Annotated in this window: 17 protein-coding genes and 1 tRNA gene; 8 read left to right on the forward strand and 10 right to left on the reverse strand. The window is 37.0% G+C overall.

Features of this window, described 5'->3' with window-relative positions; all coding sequences use genetic code 11:
• Positions 1–285: 285 nt before the first annotated feature.
• Positions 286–1,329, forward strand: coding sequence for a zinc-binding dehydrogenase (locus A3IA_RS0102885; protein ID WP_026217529.1), 1,044 nt, complete (start codon positions 286–288; stop codon positions 1,327–1,329).
• Between the two features lie 145 nt (positions 1,330–1,474).
• Positions 1,475–2,116: an HAD family hydrolase gene (locus A3IA_RS0102890; RefSeq protein ID WP_018379842.1), complete on the forward strand. Its 642-nt coding sequence runs from the start codon at positions 1,475–1,477 to the stop codon at positions 2,114–2,116.
• Between the two features lie 95 nt (positions 2,117–2,211).
• On the opposite strand, the gene mutY is transcribed toward A3IA_RS0102890, so the two are convergent.
• Both mutY and A3IA_RS0102900 read right to left on the reverse strand, forming a co-directional pair.
• Positions 2,212–3,360: an A/G-specific adenine glycosylase gene (gene mutY, locus A3IA_RS0102895; RefSeq protein WP_026217530.1), complete on the reverse strand. Its 1,149-nt coding sequence runs from the start codon at positions 3,358–3,360 to the stop codon at positions 2,212–2,214.
• Between the two features lie 55 nt (positions 3,361–3,415).
• Positions 3,416–3,895, reverse strand: coding sequence for a LemA family protein (locus A3IA_RS0102900; RefSeq protein ID WP_169333469.1), 480 nt, complete (start codon positions 3,893–3,895; stop codon positions 3,416–3,418).
• A gap of 1,078 nt (positions 3,896–4,973) precedes the next feature.
• Between A3IA_RS0102900 and A3IA_RS0102905 the strand changes: the two genes are divergently transcribed.
• Positions 4,974–5,046 (forward strand) — tRNA-Thr (locus A3IA_RS0102905).
• Positions 5,047–5,658: 612 nt separating this feature from the next.
• On the opposite strand, the gene A3IA_RS0102910 is transcribed toward A3IA_RS0102905, so the two are convergent.
• Complete coding sequence (locus A3IA_RS0102910; protein ID WP_018379845.1) at positions 5,659–7,023, reverse strand: NtaA/DmoA family FMN-dependent monooxygenase; 1,365 nt, start codon at positions 7,021–7,023, stop codon at positions 5,659–5,661.
• Between the two features lie 9 nt (positions 7,024–7,032).
• The gene (locus A3IA_RS0102915) at positions 7,033–8,001 is read right to left on the reverse strand and encodes an NAD(P)H-dependent flavin oxidoreductase (RefSeq protein ID WP_018379846.1); all 969 of its coding nucleotides are present in this window, start codon (positions 7,999–8,001) and stop codon (positions 7,033–7,035) included.
• Positions 8,002–8,131: 130 nt separating this feature from the next.
• Between A3IA_RS0102915 and A3IA_RS0102920 the strand changes: the two genes are divergently transcribed.
• A complete protein-coding gene (locus tag A3IA_RS0102920; RefSeq protein ID WP_083902708.1) occupies positions 8,132–8,674 on the forward strand; it encodes a TetR/AcrR family transcriptional regulator in 543 nt (180 codons plus the stop codon).
• A 61-nt stretch (positions 8,675–8,735) separates the two neighbouring features.
• Here the strand turns inward: A3IA_RS0102920 and A3IA_RS11735 are convergent, their stop codons facing one another.
• Entirely contained in the window at positions 8,736–9,623 is an 888-nt protein-coding gene (locus A3IA_RS11735; protein WP_018379848.1) for an alpha/beta hydrolase, read from the reverse strand.
• Positions 9,616–11,025, reverse strand: a complete 1,410-nt coding sequence (locus A3IA_RS0102930) for an MFS transporter (protein ID WP_018379849.1) — start codon at positions 11,023–11,025, stop codon at positions 9,616–9,618. Before A3IA_RS0102930 ends, A3IA_RS11735 begins: the two co-directional genes overlap by 8 nt.
• 123 nt (positions 11,026–11,148) lie before the next feature.
• On the opposite strand from A3IA_RS0102930, the gene A3IA_RS0102935 reads away from it, so the two are divergent.
• Positions 11,149–11,979: an AraC family transcriptional regulator gene (locus tag A3IA_RS0102935; protein WP_018379850.1), complete on the forward strand. Its 831-nt coding sequence runs from the start codon at positions 11,149–11,151 to the stop codon at positions 11,977–11,979.
• 291 nt (positions 11,980–12,270) lie between these two features.
• On the opposite strand, the gene A3IA_RS0102940 is transcribed toward A3IA_RS0102935, so the two are convergent.
• On the reverse strand, positions 12,271–13,128 hold the full coding sequence (locus A3IA_RS0102940) for an SDR family oxidoreductase (protein WP_018379851.1): 858 nt from the start codon (positions 13,126–13,128) through the stop codon (positions 12,271–12,273).
• A 540-nt stretch (positions 13,129–13,668) separates the two neighbouring features.
• Between A3IA_RS0102940 and rpsF the strand changes: the two genes are divergently transcribed.
• Genes rpsF through rpsR form a run of 3 tightly spaced genes read left to right on the forward strand, consistent with a single transcriptional unit; the run spans position 13,669 to position 14,736 of the window.
• The gene (rpsF, locus tag A3IA_RS0102945) at positions 13,669–13,959 is read left to right on the forward strand and encodes a 30S ribosomal protein S6 (protein WP_018379852.1); all 291 of its coding nucleotides are present in this window, start codon (positions 13,669–13,671) and stop codon (positions 13,957–13,959) included.
• An 11-nt stretch (positions 13,960–13,970) separates the two neighbouring features.
• Positions 13,971–14,459, forward strand: a complete 489-nt coding sequence (locus A3IA_RS0102950) for a single-stranded DNA-binding protein (protein WP_018379853.1) — start codon at positions 13,971–13,973, stop codon at positions 14,457–14,459.
• A gap of 37 nt (positions 14,460–14,496) precedes the next feature.
• A complete protein-coding gene (rpsR, locus tag A3IA_RS0102955) occupies positions 14,497–14,736 on the forward strand; it encodes a 30S ribosomal protein S18 (RefSeq protein WP_000068665.1) in 240 nt (79 codons plus the stop codon).
• 119 nt (positions 14,737–14,855) lie between these two features.
• Here the strand turns inward: rpsR and A3IA_RS11740 are convergent, their stop codons facing one another.
• The 3 genes from A3IA_RS11740 to A3IA_RS0102970 all read right to left on the reverse strand — a co-directional run bounded on the left by A3IA_RS11740 (position 14,856) and on the right by A3IA_RS0102970 (position 17,319).
• Positions 14,856–15,143: a transposase gene (locus tag A3IA_RS11740; protein ID WP_018379854.1), complete on the reverse strand. Its 288-nt coding sequence runs from the start codon at positions 15,141–15,143 to the stop codon at positions 14,856–14,858.
• Positions 15,144–15,166: 23 nt separating this feature from the next.
• The gene (locus tag A3IA_RS0102965; protein ID WP_018379855.1) at positions 15,167–15,838 is read right to left on the reverse strand and encodes a DUF1129 domain-containing protein; all 672 of its coding nucleotides are present in this window, start codon (positions 15,836–15,838) and stop codon (positions 15,167–15,169) included.
• Between the two features lie 536 nt (positions 15,839–16,374).
• A complete protein-coding gene (locus A3IA_RS0102970; RefSeq protein WP_018379856.1) occupies positions 16,375–17,319 on the reverse strand; it encodes a magnesium transporter CorA family protein in 945 nt (314 codons plus the stop codon).
• Positions 17,320–17,661 lie beyond the last annotated feature (342 nt).

Consider the following 17,661-nt stretch of genomic DNA (forward strand, 5'->3'; position numbering starts at 1 on the left):
TGTTCTAGTCAGCTTTACATCTAAAAAGTAATCAACCTGACCTAGTATAGTCTTTTGAATTAACTTTGATACATCGTCACTTTCGACTTGCCGTACGCGAGTACTGTCTGCGTCTCAGTTCCTTGTCTGAAAGCTAATTCATTTGACTATAACTTTGAAAGTTGATTATTGGCTAATTCACAAGACTTAGCGAAACTCCCCTGTAAACATAGTCACCAAGATTTCGAGTGGGCTTTGTTAGATGACGAAAAATAATAGAAAGAGGATATTATGACAAAATCAACAATGAAAACAGCTATTTTTGAATCTGCTGGTCAGATGATTATTGAAGAAGTTGAAAAACCTTCTATTCAAGCTACCGATGATGTGATTATCAAGGTGGTTCGTGCCTGCGTTTGTGGGTCTGATTTATGGTCCTACTCTCATGGCGATGACAAGGGAAGCCACTCCGAAAATTCTGGACATGAAGCTTTAGGAATTGTGGAAGAGGTTGGTTCTGACATTACAACCCTCGTTCCAGGGGACTTTGTCATTGTTCCCTTTACTCATGGTTGCGGGGAATGCGATGCCTGTCGTTCTGGTTTTGATGGAACCTGTGACAATCATGAAATGCCAACTAACTGGTCAAGTGGCTTCCAATCAGAGTACATTCGCTTTCATTATGCCAATTGGGCACTTGTAAAAGTTCCCGGTCAACCAAGTGATTATTCAGAAGGGATGATCAAGTCCCTACTTACCCTAGCTGATGTGATGCCCACAGGTTATCATGCAGCTCGTTGTGCTAATGTTCAAAAAGGAGATAAGGTTGTCGTGATTGGAGATGGTGCTGTCGGACAGTGTGCCGTAATAGCTGCTAAAATGCGAGGTGCCTCTCAAATCATCCTCATGAGTCGCTACGAAGATCGCCAACAATTGGCGCTTGAACTCGGTGCAACTGCAGTAGTAGCTGAGCGCGGTCAAGAAGGTATTGCCAAAGTCCGTGAGATTCTAGGTGGTGGAGCAGACGCTGCTTTAGAGTGTGTTGGAACTGAAGGTGCTATTGAGCAAGCCATCGGAGTCCTTCATAATGGAGGTCGAGTCGGCTACGTTGGTGTTCCCCATTATAGCAACCGTCCAATTGGATCAACTTTTGCCCAAAACATTTCTTTTGGTGGAGGGTCAGCTTCTGTCACAACTTACGACAAAGAATTTTTACTTAAAGCAGTTTTAGATGGAAACATTAATCCAGGAAAAGTCTTCACGGATACTTATAAATTAGAAGACATCAACCAAGCCTATCAAGATATGGCTGATCGAAAAACCATTAAATCCATGCTCGTAGTATCTTAAGAAAACTTTAAGGGAATTTAGATATACTCTAAACATCCTAAACCTTTTCTTTTTCGAGTGATACCCTCACTCAATCATAATCTCTTAAAACCAGGTGGCTCGGCTGTCTGGTTTCCTTATGTTACAATAGACATGAGGTGATTTTATGACTATAAAAGCAGTGATTTTTGATATGGACGGTGTTCTTTTTGACACAGAAATATTTTATTTTGAACGTCGAAAACATTTTTTGGCTCAAAGAGGGATTAGTATTGATCATTTAGCGCCAAAAGACTTTATCGGAGGCAATGTTAAACAAACCTGGCAACTAGTTCTAGGTGATGATTATGATAAATGGGATATTCCTAAACTTGAAGAGGAGTATCGTCGGCAAAAAGAAGAGCAACCTGCTCCCTATCCAGATTTAATAATGTCTGGAGCAAAAACAGTCATTGACGACTTAAAAGCAAGTGGCTATCGTTTGGCTTTAGCCTCAAGCTCGGCTATTCTTGATATTGAACGTGCTCTGAAGGGTTCAGGACTGTATCAAGCTTTTGAAGTTATCTTGTCAGGGGAAGATTTTCCAGAAAGCAAACCCCACCCAGCTATCTATCAAGAAGCCATTACACAGTTAGGTCTTGAGAAAGATCAAGCCCTAGTTATCGAAGATAGCCAAAAAGGGATAGAAGCGGGAAAAAGAGCTGGATTAAAAGTGCTTGCTCTTAAAGATAATCGCTTCGGTGTTGACCAGAGTCAAGCAGATTTTTCTATTGACCACTTAGGGCAACTATTTGATTTTCTTGATTAGAAACTAGAAAAACAGCCTTTCGTGCGGAAGGCTGTTTTGTTTATGACTTGTTTTTATATCTCTAATTTCTGTAGTGGGTAACGCCATGGCAGGGGTTATGATTCTTTTTTTAGATATTCTGCTAACATCTTTTTTTGAGGAGTTGCCATAGGGTAGCTATCTAAATCATCTATCTTAACCCAATGTAGATACTGACTTTCTTGTAATTCTTCTTTGTTAATTAAGCCTTCAAACAATGTCATTGTCCATTTTTGATGGCTAAAAGTATGCTTGAGCTGTCTGAAATTTCGCTCAGTCCAGGTCGGTTTTATGGCATAGCTTTCTTCGAAATTATCTTTTTGTGAAATGGTTTCTAAAAAGGTATTTTCATCTTCAAAAAGACTAGTCTGCTGACTTATAAAGGAGGTTTCTATTAGCGGAAAGGACCAAAAGCCACCCAACAATCGTTCTTGCGTCTTTTTTTCAAGGAGCAATTCTCCCTCTTGATTTCGGATGATAAAGGCCTGAATTTCCAAAGGTTTTGGTTTTTTCTTAGGTAACTTGATAGGATATTTATCATAGGTACCATTGAGATATGCAGCGTTAAAAAAACGAATAGGGGATTCATCAGGTCGAGGATTTTTAGCAGATTCAATATCTGTTCCCAAATCCATCAAAGCCTGATTGAAATCCCCAGGTCTCTCTGGGTCAATCAAGATTTCCATAATAGCTTGGAAAATTTTTCGATTCTTAGGGTCGCCAATATCATAATCCACTTCAAAAAGCCTAGCCATAACACGCATGACATTACCATCAACGGCTGGTTCAGGTAGATTGAAAGCGATACTAGCAATCGCTCCTGCCGTGTATGGTCCGATTCCTTTTAGTGAGACGATATCCTCATATTTTGATGGGAAAGTTTCGTCAAAGTCCGACATGATTTGCTGGGCAGCTTTTTGCATGTTTCGCACGCGAGAGTAGTAGCCTAACCCCTCCCACGCTTTTAGTAATTTTTCCTCTGGCGCATTAGCCAAATCGGCTACCGTGGGAAACCATTCTAAAAAGCGCTCATAATAGGGAATAACCGTAACTACTTGTGTTTGTTGCAGCATGATTTCACTAATCCAAATGTAATAGGGATTGCTCGTACGTCGCCAAGGCAAGTCTCTTTTTTCTTGATCATACCATGCTAAAAGTGTGCGTCGAAATGAAGTAATTTTATCATTGTCCCACATCTCGATACCGTAATCTTTTAAATTTACCATCATAAGTGCAGTAGGGTTCTCCTATATAACATTGAAAATACCACAGGGGTGTCAACTAGATAAAGAAGTCTGAAAAATAATCTAGTTCTTTAGGGCGCTTAATTAAAGCGTAGGGCATTATGGTAATACCTAAATTGTAATCTTTAACAGCTTGATTGTAATCTATCTTAGCTTGTGTCAGCTGGTCTTCATAGCGGTGTATTTGGCTAATCAAAGCAGGTGGTGCACTTTCTTGATAGGTCAGCATATTGCGCTTAAGCCCTGCTAGATGCTCACGGGTTAGTTCAATATCATTGGCAAAACGCCAAACATCTTGCTCAAGGTTTTTGATGTAATATTTTTGCTTGAAGTAGAGCTTACTTGTCGCTGTTATAATAGATAAGGCAAAAACGATACTATTTCCTAAAGGTTGCCATACCGAATGTTCATCAGGCATGATAATATTCCAGACAATCATATAGATGCCCCAATATACCGCAATGTTTAGGAGAAATCGGAGTATGGAAACATTGGGGTTGGCATGTTTTCTAATCACAAAAAACACCTCACTTAAAATGAAAGGATAAGTCATAAAGCTGAAACCTTATATTAAAGGTCTGTAAAAGTTTACAAATAGTATAACATAAAAGTTGCTACATTTTTCTAAAGTCAAGTTTTTTCTTGACAAAAGTAAGCGCATACAATATAATAAAACTATAAAGAAGGATGACAGAAGAAACAGATTTATAGGAGGTAATCTTATGATGAAACCACATGTCGCACGGTACAAGAACGGAGATAGCTAAGTCTCCGGATAAATAGTAGGCAGACTTTACACATTATAACTTTACATTTTTGCGTATCAAAGTGATCACTGATGAAACCTTAAGTATAAGGATTGACTAAAGTACTTTAATTACAAAGTTTCTAGAACTTGTTTTCAATTAGGAGGTAATACTCATGATGGAATTCAACAAAGGACGCTATAAAAACGGAGACAACTTAAGCTATTCTTGAAAATAATTTAAGAAGTGAATCCGATGTAAATAGGTATTAATTATTTCTCGAAATGAGAGATTTGCATTAGTTTTATTTAGATAATAATGGTGGTAAATCACCAATTGAGCTCAATAAAGTCGTCGCGTTACTCAGGGTGTGCTGAAAAAATAAAATATTGTTGATGTCACTCAGGTTGTGCATATATAAAAATCGTAAATTCAGACTTGTTTAAGGACAATATGGAGGAACGCCTATGCTAAAATTTGATATTGGACGTTACAAGAACGGTGACAATTAAGTCAAAGATTATCACAGTCACTCAGGTTAATGAATGTTAAAATGAGGTGAACGATGCTAAGATTTAATATTAGCCGTTATAAAAACGGAGACAAATCCCTTTAATGAAAAATTAGAGGAGGAAAATATTATCCAGAATATAAAAAACGAAATTAACAAAGGTTTTAATGACGCTATGTACTCCTTATGAAATCACTCGTATGAAAGGAGAATTATATTTTAGGCAAATATTTTACACATTGAAATGAAAGAGATACTTACAAGCGTGCAGTAAGTATCTTTTTAATTTTGTGAAAGTCTTGACAATGCTAGCCAAAGTGTTAAAATAATCATGTTAAGCCGATTTAGCTCAGTTGGTAGAGCAACGCACTCGTAACGCGTAGGTCACAGGTTCGAGCCCTGCAATCGGCATAAATAGTTAATCATTTAATATCAAACTAGTATTACATTCTATGTATATCAGGGACTTATCATTTTTACTAGATTGAATAAAATTTTAGAAAGTCAGAAATGTTAGGCCAAATTTTGACCAAGAGTCTGACCAATGGTTAATGTAGACTAAATTGACATAATAAAGCCTACTAATTTTAAAGGTTAGTAGGTTTTATTATGTTTATTATTTTGTCTAATAAAGTCTTTTATGATGGATTTTAATGGTTTGTGTTTGCATTGTTTAGCTGTCATACAAAAAATCTCCAAACGCTATAAAAGAGAGGTGTTTAAGCCCATTGTATAGCGAAAGGAGAAGTATGGGAAATAAAACAAATAGTTTATCGCATGCAAAGTGGACATGGATGAAAGCCAACATCTTTAGGCGCTGGCTGGTATTATGGGCTTATAGGCCTTGCCCAAACCACCCGTCGGATGGTTATGATTTGTTCATCTTTTTATCCATATCATCGTGTACATGATTAGTGCTTATTTTGGGCAAAAATCATTTCAAGAAATATTTATCATAAGATAGTATCTTGAGTCTCGTTTTTTTATACTCCTAATTAGCCTTAGTGGATATGCGACTGTTACTCACAGATTATTTTTTAGACCGTATTGCAAATCTATTCCTAAGTGATCGCGTAGTGTCTCTCCCTCGTAGTCGTCGTGAAAAAGGCCACGTTTTTGAAGTACGGGAATCACTTTTTCGACAAAATCTTTAACACCTTTTTGACTATCTGGTACAATTGAGAATCCATCGGTAGCACCTGCTCTAAACCATTCTTCCATAAAATCAGCTACATCATCAGCTGTTCCAATGACAACGGGGTGGTAGTAGATAGCTCCGTGTGCTAATACATCTCTTGGACTCAGTTCTTGTTGGATTAATTCAACAGCTTTTGGTGATCGAGGATCGAGTGGATTAGGGACTGCAAAACGACTTACGGATTCCAATAATGGTTTCGTCGTATCCACTCCTGTTAAATCAATGCCAATCATTGCTGATAAATAACGAATTTGTCCTTTGTACTCATCTTCAGTCATGAAATCAAGCAATTCACGGCGACGAGTGATCGCTTCGTCATAGGTATTTGCCACCGAAACCATAAAGCCAGAAAACATCTTGATATCGTCCGCAGATCTGCCATGCCTGATAGCACTTTCTTTCAATAAACTTCTATAATCTCTAGCTTCTTCAATAGTAAAAGGATTAGCGTAAACACCGCTGGCATACTTACCAGCCATTTCAATCCCTTCTTGACTTGGTCCCGCTTGAAATAAAGGTGGCTGTCCTTGTGGACTAGGCGGAATTGGAAGAGGACCTTTTGTTTGATAGTATTCTCCCTGATAATGAACTGGCTTAATAGCTTTACTATCCATGAATTCTCCAGAGTCTTGATCAGCCAGATAAGCTTCCTTTCCGAAGCTTCCCCATAACGATTGAACAGCTTCAATCATTTCGTCAGCCATTTCATAACGAGTTGTTGTATCAGTAAGTGAGGCATTCCCAAAATTATAAGCAACTTCAGGAGTTCCTGTCGTTACAGCATTCCACCCAACACGTCCACCACTCATGACATCTAGAGCTTTTAATTGTCGTGCTAAGTTATAAGGTAAATTGTAGGTGGTTGAATATGTTGCGACCAATCCAATTTTATCGGTGTGAGATGCAACTGCTGAGAGTAGTGTCATTGGCTCCATGACAAACATCGGAGATTTACGATCCACATCACCACTAACACCAGCACCTACACTTGCTGGTGTGTCTGCGATAAATAAGGTATGAATTTTTCCTTTTTCAGCTAACTTTGCTAATTCAATATATGTTTTAATATTGGTAAAGGCTTTGGGATCTGAATCTGAATAGCGCCAAGATAAGGTCTCTCCACCGTAGCCCGTTACTAACATCATAGCTAATTTTAGCTGTTTGTTACTATTATTTAAATAATCTTCCATATCATACCCCTATTTGATTCCATTCATTAGACGATCGATAATAGTAGCTACTGGATCGATACTGTGAATCATTGAAATCCCTAAACCAAAGGACGCAAAGCCATCAGATAAGTCTCCGTCAAGCATACCCTTACGCATACCTGAGGCTGGGTTGGAAGCTTTGAAAATATCTTCGTTGCTTTCCAGATTGTGATCCATTTCTGCAAGTTTATTTGGCAACTTCCCAGGAAGTGAACGATAATAAGCTGGTTTGGTACGATACAATAACATATCAGTTGCATCCGATTTTAATAATTGTTCTTTGATATTATCAGCCATTCGAGATTCTTCAGCTGCAAGAAAAGCCGTTCCTGCGAAAAGTCCCTCTGCTCCCAATGCCATAGCCGCTTTTGCAGTTCGCTCATCGGTAATCCCTCCAGCAGCGAGAACTGGGACACGTCCTTTAGCTGCATCCACAACTAGAGGAACGATTGAGAAAGTTCCAATGACTTGACTTGGTACTTGACCACCTTCGTCAAATCCTGTTGCCACAATGATGTCTGCCCCACCGTTGATAGCTTCCTCTGTGGTTTCAGCAGTTGGTTCTCCTCGGTAAATAACCTTGATTCCAGCTGCTTTAAACTTTTGAACCCATTCTTTTGAAAAAGCTCCTACCATCACAGCCACTTCAACCTTCTCTTCAATCATCATATCGAGCATCGGTTGGGTATAAATATCATGACCATTGACAGTTGGGATGACATTAATACCGATTGGATTTGAAGTGATTTTACGGGCGATTTTCACTTCACGACGCATATTTTCAACGGTTTCTTCAGGAGTCGTCGCTGGAGTTGTTTGACCAGCGTTGATACCTAAAACTCCTAGACCACCAGCCTTACTAATAGTTCCAACAAATTTTCCATCCGTTAACCAACTCATTGGTCCTTGGATAATTGGTTTTTCGACTCCTAAAATTTCTGTTACACGATTTTTCATTGCAATTCCTCACTTTCTTTTATAGACTATATAGTACACCTGTCATAAAAACGAAACAAGGACAGCTAATCACCATTTGTCCTATAAGTGACAAATAACATCTAACTGTCATAGAAAGTGAGATTTTTTAATGGATAAACGCTTTGAACGAAGTGAAAAAAATATTTGCCAAGCATTTTTAGAATTGTTGAAAAATAGCAGTTACGCTAAAATAACGGTCAGCGATATTTGTCGCAAGGCTGACTGTTCTAGAAATACTTTTTACCTTCACTATGATAGCAAGGAGCACTTAATGACGGCTTTACTATACGATATTATTGCCAACATTGAAAAAAGTTGTCGTCCTGTCGTCAAACAATTTAGCAAAATTGGTCTAGCGGAATCCCGCCAATTTACAGATCAAATTTTAGAAGCAATTGCCGAACAAAAAATAGCACTTAACATACTATTTGGTCAAAAAGACTGGCATTTTTCGCAACAGTTGGGTGAGGTATTACTTAATGCAAGCATTGAGGAGGCTGAGAAACTTAATCAGACATACAATCTGCCACATTTGATTTATTTTACCCACGGTATTGTGGGCTACATTCACCATTGGCTGAAGACTAGTATCTCTTTGGACATTGCTCAAGAAGAATTGCATCAAGCTGTTCATTTTAGTTTTCAAAAATAGACATTCAGCTTTAACCCCCTCAAGTTATTCACAAAAAGACTTGAGGGGGTTATTCTAATAATTAATAACGATTAAAAAAGTCTGCAATTTCCTTGTATGCTTCATAACTTTCTGGTAAATCATACATCATATAAGTATGAAAAAGACCTTCTTTTACGATTAATTTAACATCTACACCAGCTGCTTTCAACTGAGCATACATTCTAGTTGATTCATCTAATAGAATTTCTTCCTTGCATGCATGAAGTAAAACTGGTGGCCATCCTCGTAAATCTGACTTAATAGGTGATAACACAGGATTATTAGGATCTCCATCTTTATAGTATATTTCTGACATCATTTCTGGAAGATTAAGATTAACAACTATTTCTGTAGAAGCATTGGAAGTCATACTATCTGATTGGTATAAAGCATCAACGCTGCCACTAATAGCGCAAACAGCACCTGGCATAGATATCCCTTCCTGTTTCAAGTAAGCACATAACGACATGACCAGAGCACCCCCAGCGGACTCTCCGATGAGAGCAATATTTTGGGCTTCATATCCCCTATCTAACAGCCCCTTATAAACATTGACACAATCCTCAATAGCTGCTGGCTGTGAAAACTCCGGAGATAATCTATAGTTCACACTATATGTATTCCTTTTCGTTAAAGATGCCAAATTCGCTAACATAAATCTTCCTGAATAATGGTGTCCCATAACCATTCCTCCGCCATGAATATGAAGAATAATTTTTTCAGAATGATTTTCAACTGTAATTTTCTCAACTTGAATACCATTAATTTTCAATTCTTTATGTGACGTATCTTCGGGAAGAGGTTCTAAAACAATTCCTTTTTCAAAATTTTGTCGCATCATATCAACATTTAAATGATGAAAGTCAGCTATAGGGACATAGACTTTTTTTAAGTGATCCATAAATTCTTTTGTTTTTGAACTAACCATTTCTATTTCTCCTTTTTTCATTTTCTTTAACAATTGTTGGATATTTCTTTTCTAAATTATAAAATAAGAAACACAACAAAATAATAACAAAACAAATCCCTAAGGTATGAATATTTAAAAAACTTATACTATTAATTGATGACTGTGATTGAACAATGACATTAGGATTGTAGCCTCCTATTGACAGTACCATCCCCATAACTGCTGATCCTAAAGCTGCTCCTACTTTACTACCAAAGGAAGCAGCACTATTAGTCATACCAATTAATTTATAGTCGAATTTGTACTCATTCCATTCACTAGTATTCACAATCATAGGGAGCAAAACAGTACTCAAAGCCGACGTTGCAAATGTAACACCCGAATTACCAATCATAAAGATATAAAGATTATACGGGTCAATCAATCGAATCAAAACTCCAATAATACCAACAACGACTCCAATAATACCTGTTATTTTTAAGCTTGTTTTTTTAATAAGATAGGGCATTAGTAAGAAAGATATGATAATGATTGGAACAGTCGATAATGTAATCGCTGCGACCAAATTGTCATTTCCTAAAATCCATTTTGCATAATAAGGAAGGGTTGCTCCTTGCAATACAAAAATAACAAATAGAAAAAATTGTGCCACCACTGTAGATACCCAATATTTATTGTGGAGTAAAAACTTAAGTGACGTTAAAAGTGACAAACCATCATCACTATTTTTAGTTGACTCAGTATTATCAACATAACGTTCATGCGTGCATTTGTAGCAAATGGCTAATAGTAAAGACCCCAAGAGTCCTAAACCTGCTGCAAATATTATCCATGACTGTTGAGTCCCACCTAATAGATTGGTAATAGGGAGAACCGTTGCACCAAATAATATACCGACAACATTATTAAACACTGTACGCATATTTCCCATTTTACCACGTTCTTCCAAACTTTTAGTTGTGTAATTTATCAATGCAAAGTATGGAATTGTGATACCAGTAAAAACAACTGCTCTTGCAAAAAACATTGTTATAATAGCATAAAGATTTTTGAAGAATGGGCTAATATCTGGTACTAAGGTTAGTAAAATAATGGATAGAAAAACCGGAACAATCATTAGTTTTAACCAAGGCCGTGATTTTCCTTCTTTGAAGTGAACTTTATCAAATAGTCTTCCCATTATTAAATCGGAAATCCCATCACTTAGAGTCGAAATAAGCATAATTAAACTTACTGAAGCAACCGATATACCGACCTTATCGGTGTAAAAGTAGGAAATATTACTACACATTTGACTTATACAATTTATAGCAGCCATGCCGGATGCATCTCCTAAATATTCTTTCGTCGAAACAACTTTAGGAATACCATCTTTATCCAAAATAGCTGAGAAATTATCGTTTGATTTTTTTCTCTTCATGAGACATTTTCCTTTCTAAACTGAAACCTTTCAAAATGACTTTTGACTTCACTTTAAAAATTGACTTTTAATTTGTAATTTTTTACAATTTTCTACAATAAACAAAGTAGAAAAGGAGATACCATGTTAAGTAGTGTCTACTTTGAAAACACTTCTCTTCCAATACCAATAAAGGGTATAGCTGACAGTTTTGCATCCATCATTAATCGTAATGATGCCAACAATGATACGAGCCTACATTGGCATAATAGCCTCGAAATTGTCCTCGTACTTGAGGGATGCGTAAAAACAATCGTTAATGGTAAAACTGATATAATAGCAGAAAACCAATGCCACATCGTTAATAGCAATGCCATTCATTCTGCCGTCAAACAAAATTCTGGTAAGATACAGGCTCTAGTCCTTCAAATCTCTGATAATTATTTAAAAAATCTTTTACCTCACAATCAAAATTTTACTTTTCTCATCCAAAAAGATAACACCGCTTATCAAGAACTGGTAGAAACATTACATCAAATCGTTCCACACCTTACGGCACAAACTCCCATATCACAATTTGCATTGGCTAGTTTGGTTAATCAAGTACTTTTTTTATTGTTTTCCAATTTTACAGTAGAAACCACTGATAACGAATCCTTTTCAGGAGAAATCATTGATTATATCAATAGTCATTATACTGAAGCACTCTCTTTGGATGATTTAGCAACTATATCAGGCTTTCAAAAGAATTACTTTTGTCGGAAATTTAAGAAAGAGACAGGAGTTTCTTTTACTTATTATCTCAACAACGTTAGATTGAATGCAGGACTGTCACTCCTCTCACAAAAACAAAGTACTGCTTTAGAATGTGCATTAGAAGCAGGTTTCGCTTCCGAAAAAAATATGATCTATTGGTGTCAAAAGATTCATCATTGTAGCCCAAATGAGTATGTTAAGCAACTATTGACAGTGTAACCAACCAAACTGATCATGTTCTTATAATATCAACACAAAAATAAAAGCGCTTCCATTTTTGTGCTTGATTTTTCCGATATATTATCTTTTGCGGATATTAATATATAAGCTTCAATAAATTTAATTGACTATCAAATATAAATACTACAGAAATTTTAGCATTTAATTTTTTGTACTATTACCTAAGGCAGACACTAATTTCGGAAGTACTGTTCATTTTAGTTTTTAAAAATAGACGAAAAAACACCTTGAGTTTAATGGCTCAAGGTGATTATCATACTCAATAAGATACTAGTTTAGAAGCTCTTCAATCGCTTCTGCGATAGGGGTTTGTGGGCGTCCTAAAAGTGTCTCAAGGTCTGTACGTGTGACCTCCAAAGCACCATTTGCAATATCATTTTGAATCGCTGTTGCAAAATCTGCCTCATCTTGTGGAACACCAGCTGCGAGAAGACCCTTTTTATAATCATCCAAACTAAGTGAGACTTCCTCAACGTCTTTTTCTGTCGCTTCTTTAAAAGCTTGATAGAGATTCTGATAGGTGATTGCTTTACCAGAAAGTTCTAAGATGTGGTTTTCATCAAAAGGTTGTACCAAGGCATTAGCTGCGGCTTCTGCTAAATCACGGCGAAGCACCCACCCAACCTGTCCTTCTCCAGCAGCATAAACGAATCCTTTTCCTGCTAAAGCAGTTTGGAAAATACCAGATTCGTTTTCAAGATACCAGTTATTTCGTAAAATCTTATATGTTATTCCTGATTCTTTAATGAGTTTTTCAGTTAAGATGTGATCAGGAGCTAGAATAGAGTCAGAGTTTTCACCTTTTGGAATACTTGTATAAACAATTTTTTTAATCCTCGCTTTAGTAGCTGCAGCAATAACGTTTTGATGTTGCACATTGCGCGGAGTTTCTTGACCTGGTTCGCCAGAGACAAACATTAGGGTTGTTATGCCTTGAAAAGCTTTTTCCAAGCTTTCTTTATCTGTATAATCTCCAATTCGGACATCAAACCCGTCCTTTGCAAAAGGCTGACCTTTTTCTTCAGAACGCACTAAAACAGCAATATCTTCTTTTGGTGTTTGAAGGACAAGATTGTCCAAGATACCTTTTCCAAGGTGTCCTGTGACACCAGTGATTAAATAAGTCATATCATTCTCCTTTTCTATATTGTCAAGTTAAGTATGACAATTGAATGTAGACCATCATACACCTATATAGTAATAACGTCAAGAAAGGGATTTTGTTATTTTAGAAAGGGATAATATCAATATTGGAAGAGATTTGTAGATGAGGGTTTATTATTTTTGCAATATATTATCATTTGGGAATTTGAAGAAGTAAAGACTGAAGAGAGTATTAAAAAAATTGTATGAAGCGTCTAATTAAATAAATACTCAGTTTGTGATATTATCTTAAAATCTGGCTGTTTTTAATGACTTATTGTGCCTAAATTTACTTTAAAAAGACATCACAATACAATTTAAACATTGAGTTATCAGTGCTTTTAATCTGTTACCTTTATGTAAATTTCTGGGAGATAGTTTTTTTCATAAAAAATTTTAACCAATAATAGAAAAAGAAAATCCTTGCCATTTCATTTCCAAACTGGTATAATAACATCTTGTGAGAATACCTCACTTACCCCTTGCTAGGTCTTGGGGTCATTAGTCCAAAAGGAGGAAATATCAATGGCTAAATACGAAATTCTTTATATTATTCGTCCAAACATTGAAGAAGAAGCAAAAACTGCTTTGGTAGAACGTTTTGATTCTATCTTGACTGACAACGGTGCTACAATCGTTGAATCAAAAGATTGGGAAAAACGTCGCTTTGCATACGAAATCAAAGATTTCCGCGAAGGTCTTTACCATATTGTTACTGTTGAAGCTGAAGATGCCTTTGCTCTTAACGAGTTTGACCGTCTTTCAAAAATCAACACTGACATTCTTCGTCACATGATCGTTAACCTCGAAGCATAAGAAGGTAGTTTATGATTAATAATGTAGTACTTGTTGGTCGCATGACCAGAGATGCAGAACTTCGTTACACACCAAGTAATGTTGCTGTTGCAACTTTCACCCTTGCAGTTAATCGTAACTTCAAGAGTCAAAATGGTGAACGTGAAGCTGATTTCATTAACTGTGTAATTTGGCGTCAGCCAGCTGAAAATTTGGCTAACTGGGCTAAAAAAGGTGCCTTAATTGGTGTCACTGGACGCATCCAGACACGTAATTATGAAAATCAACAAGGCCAACGTGTCTATGTAACTGAAGTTGTTGCGGATAATTTCCAAATGTTGGAAAGCCGTGCTACACGTGAAGGTGGTTCACAAAGCGCTTATAATGGTGGTGGCTATAATAGCCAATCATCAAATAGTAGTCCTTCACCTTCATCACAAACACCAAACTTCGGTCGAGATGAGAGTCCATTTGGCAATTCAAACCCAATGGATATTTCAGATGACGATCTGCCGTTCTAGGATGGACATTAACACTATAATATAAGGAGAAAATAACATGGCTCAACAACGTCGTGGCGGATTCAAACGCCGTAAAAAAGTTGATTATATCGCAGCTAACAAAATTGAATACGTTGATTACAAAGATACTGAACTTCTTAGCCGTTTCGTTTCAGAACGTGGAAAAATTCTTCCTCGTCGTGTAACGGGAACTTCAGCTAAAAACCAACGTAAAGTGACAACTGCAATCAAACGTGCTCGCGTTATGGCTCTTATGCCTTACGTTAACGAAGACTAATTCGTTAGAACGCTCCCTCTTTAGGGGAGCGTTTTTTGCTTGTAGTGGGGGACGATTTACATGGCTCTTTGTCACAACTGCAGTAGGTGACTTATAGCTAGACAAGAGAGGAGATGTCTCTATCTTATCGCTTTTTGTATGTTTAAAGTGATGAGTATCTTACTTCTAAAGTTAGCACAATTTCGAAAACCAAGAGCTGGGCGTTTAATGGCTTTGGTGAGTTTGTTGCTAGTTTCGTGTTTAGCATTGGAATAGGGGAAATAGGGTGATTGAAGGGCTATGGTGATATAGTCTTTGTAATTCTTAGACGTCCTGAAGACAGTCTGAAATATAGTGGTTCCTGACGTAGCGTGTTCTGCCATGAATCCGAAAAGTGTAGGGGCTTTTGAATAGAAAAAAGACTTCATCAACGAAGTCTTTTAGTTATTAATTATCTTCTAGGTGCAGCTTGTGCGGACATGGCGCTCAAGATGTTGTATTTTTTCTTGAAGTAGTAGCGTACTGCGAAGGCTATTGCTCCAATTAGAATGAGTAAGAGTGGCGGTAATTGTGGGTTGATAGCTGCTGGTAACAAGGTAGTTGCGCTAAATAGAAGGAGCCAGCCGACCATGAGAAGTCCTAAGAGAATGATGCTTTTCCAAAAACTTGGACGTTGGGCTTTTTCTTTGCCCATATGGCGGTAGACATAGTAGTAGGTTGCATAGAGAAAGGCTCCACCCCCAAGACCAACAACAATCAGTGTTAATATCCCGTAAGATTGGGATTTGCTGTTGTCGAGCGCAAGGATACCTAGGATTAAGCCAAGAAAACCAAGCCAAAAGAGAGAAGCATCCATCCACATGAGCCAAGGATTAGTGTTTTTAGCTTCCTGAGCTGCAGCCTTTTCCTCTTCTGCTGATTTAGTGAATTGTGCTGCCCATGAAGTTGGAGCGCCGAGGAAAGAGCGAGCTGGAACGCCATTTTTTTGATTTTCTTCAATACTTGGCAAAATATCTTCCAAAATCGTTTTAATTTCAGCATCCGTTTTACCATCTTGAATTAGTTGTTTAGTTGCAATGTGAATAAATTCTTGATTTTTATGAGTGAGATTGTTTAAATCCATGATAATCCTTTCAGAAATGGGAATATTTAACTGATAGTTAATTTTGTAAAATGCGTAGAAAGCATCAGATTGTTAACAAGATTAAGCCAGCTAGAAATAAATGTGTCGCCTCATCTTATCTAGTTAGTTTCTAGAATTGAGTTGTCTAGGCTATGGTATCTTACCCTTAAATTGATGATATAGTCTTTTGAAGTAACTTTGATACAGCATCACTTTCGACTTGCCGTACTCATACTTAATGAAAATCAAAAGCAGACTAGGCGATCCCGATACAGATAGAACTGAAGCTTATCAAATCAAGTCAACAAGGTCTGCTTTTGACTTTCGAAGAGTATCAAGTATTGTCCGCGTCTTTTCTGTTTCTTATTTGAAAGTTAATTCATTTGGCTATATTATTTTGCGTAAAAAGCTAGTAAGATGTTTTGGGAGGGTCTGATTAGTAAAGAGGTTATGACCTCAAAAAGCAAAATCGCTATCAATTGTTTCTTGACTAACCTGATTTGACGAGTGGCTTTACTGCTGATAAATAGCAAATATCAAAACCATTTTTTTCTAATAAAGTAAACCACAACCATCATACTAAGTACAGAAGCGATAAAGACAATGTACCAGAATGCATGTGGCAGACCATTTAGAGGTAGCCAGTTATTTTGGAAGTTCATGCCGTAAGCTGAGAAGATTACGGTTGGAATATCCAGTGCCATGGTCATCAGAGCCAAGGTTTTCATGATCGTGTTCTGGTTATTATTGATGATAGCAGCAGAAGTTTCTGCCATTGCATTCAAGACATTTTCGTAAATGCCAGCCATCTCGATAGCCTGTTGGGTCTCAATTAGGGTATCTTCAAGTAAGTCTTCATCCTCAACGTATTTTTTGAGGCTTGATGTATTGCTGGAGAGTTTTTTAACGATTCGCTCATTCATCTTGAGTGAGGCTTTTAGGTAGACGATGGATTTTTCCAATTCCATCATGTCAATCAGCTGTTCGTTACGAGTGGCATCTTCCAATTGAGCTTCGATACGGTCACTCTGACGGTCAATAGAACGCAAGGCGGTTAGATATAAAATGGCGTTGCGATAGAGCAGTTGAAAAATGAATCGTGTCTTCATAAAAGTGTAGAAACTTTTAACGCGATTATTTTTAAACTGATCAAAAATAGATAGTTCTTCCAGACAGGTGGTAATAACAGCGTTTTCAGCTACGATAATTCCCAAGGGGATAGTCATGTAGTAGTTTTTGTTATTACGCTCTTCATAGGTAGGGACGTCGACGATAATCAAGGTATAATCATCCTCAACGGTGATACGAGAAGTTTCCTCAATATCGAGAGGAGCTCGTAAATCGCTAATATCGATATTGAAGCGCTCGGCTACTTGATGGGATTCTTCCTGGGAAGGGTTGACCAAATTAATCCAAGCACCTGGCTCGAATGTATCGATTTCTTTGAAGTCAATTCCAGTTGACAGAAACATTTGTTTCATGTGCATTCCCTCCTTAAGTTAGAATTTAGCCATACTCACCTATTATACTCTATTTTAGCTTTAAAAAAAAGCAGAGTCTGACGATTCTTTTTACAGTAAAAAAATCTGATTTTGTTATAATAGAGTAATCCTAAGCAGTTTCTTAACAAATCATGACATTTTAAAATCTGATTAAAGAATTTATCGGAAGATGCCTTAAATGCTTTAAAAAAGCTAAATCTTCCTAAACTTTTGAAACTCTTGGAGCTCTTTTTAAAAGATGAGGAGAAAAAGTCACTCAGTTATTAGGTTTTGAAAAATGCTTGTTTAGCTTCTGAATAACAATGAAAGGAATTGAACACG

It is taken from the genome of Streptococcus thoraltensis DSM 12221 (assembly GCF_000380145.1).
Classification (GTDB): domain Bacteria; phylum Bacillota; class Bacilli; order Lactobacillales; family Streptococcaceae; genus Streptococcus; species Streptococcus thoraltensis.

What these genes read in the sequence shown, in the direction of transcription:
- A3IA_RS0102885 (WP_026217529.1), top strand. Translation starts at nt 286, where the DNA reads ATGAAAACAGCTATTTTTGAATCTGCTGGTCAGATGATTATTGAAGAA.
- A3IA_RS0102890 (WP_018379842.1), top strand. Translation starts at nt 1,475, where the DNA reads ATGACTATAAAAGCAGTGATTTTTGATATGGACGGTGTTCTTTTTGAC.
- mutY (WP_026217530.1), bottom strand. Translation starts at nt 3,360, where the DNA reads ATGGTAAATTTAAAAGATTACGGTATCGAGATGTGGGACAATGATAAA.
- A3IA_RS0102910 (WP_018379845.1), bottom strand. Translation starts at nt 7,023, where the DNA reads ATGGAAGATTATTTAAATAATAGTAACAAACAGCTAAAATTAGCTATG.
- A3IA_RS0102915 (WP_018379846.1), bottom strand. Translation starts at nt 8,001, where the DNA reads ATGAAAAATCGTGTAACAGAAATTTTAGGAGTCGAAAAACCAATTATC.
- A3IA_RS0102920 (WP_083902708.1), top strand. Translation starts at nt 8,132, where the DNA reads ATGGATAAACGCTTTGAACGAAGTGAAAAAAATATTTGCCAAGCATTT.
- A3IA_RS11735 (WP_018379848.1), bottom strand. Translation starts at nt 9,623, where the DNA reads ATGGTTAGTTCAAAAACAAAAGAATTTATGGATCACTTAAAAAAAGTC.
- A3IA_RS0102930 (WP_018379849.1), bottom strand. Translation starts at nt 11,025, where the DNA reads ATGAAGAGAAAAAAATCAAACGATAATTTCTCAGCTATTTTGGATAAA.
- A3IA_RS0102935 (WP_018379850.1), top strand. Translation starts at nt 11,149, where the DNA reads ATGTTAAGTAGTGTCTACTTTGAAAACACTTCTCTTCCAATACCAATA.
- A3IA_RS0102940 (WP_018379851.1), bottom strand. Translation starts at nt 13,128, where the DNA reads ATGACTTATTTAATCACTGGTGTCACAGGACACCTTGGAAAAGGTATC.
- rpsF (WP_018379852.1), top strand. Translation starts at nt 13,669, where the DNA reads ATGGCTAAATACGAAATTCTTTATATTATTCGTCCAAACATTGAAGAA.
- A3IA_RS0102950 (WP_018379853.1), top strand. Translation starts at nt 13,971, where the DNA reads ATGATTAATAATGTAGTACTTGTTGGTCGCATGACCAGAGATGCAGAA.
- rpsR (WP_000068665.1), top strand. Translation starts at nt 14,497, where the DNA reads ATGGCTCAACAACGTCGTGGCGGATTCAAACGCCGTAAAAAAGTTGAT.
- A3IA_RS11740 (WP_018379854.1), bottom strand. Translation starts at nt 15,143, where the DNA reads ATGAAGTCTTTTTTCTATTCAAAAGCCCCTACACTTTTCGGATTCATG.
- A3IA_RS0102965 (WP_018379855.1), bottom strand. Translation starts at nt 15,838, where the DNA reads ATGGATTTAAACAATCTCACTCATAAAAATCAAGAATTTATTCACATT.
- A3IA_RS0102970 (WP_018379856.1), bottom strand. Translation starts at nt 17,319, where the DNA reads ATGAAACAAATGTTTCTGTCAACTGGAATTGACTTCAAAGAAATCGAT.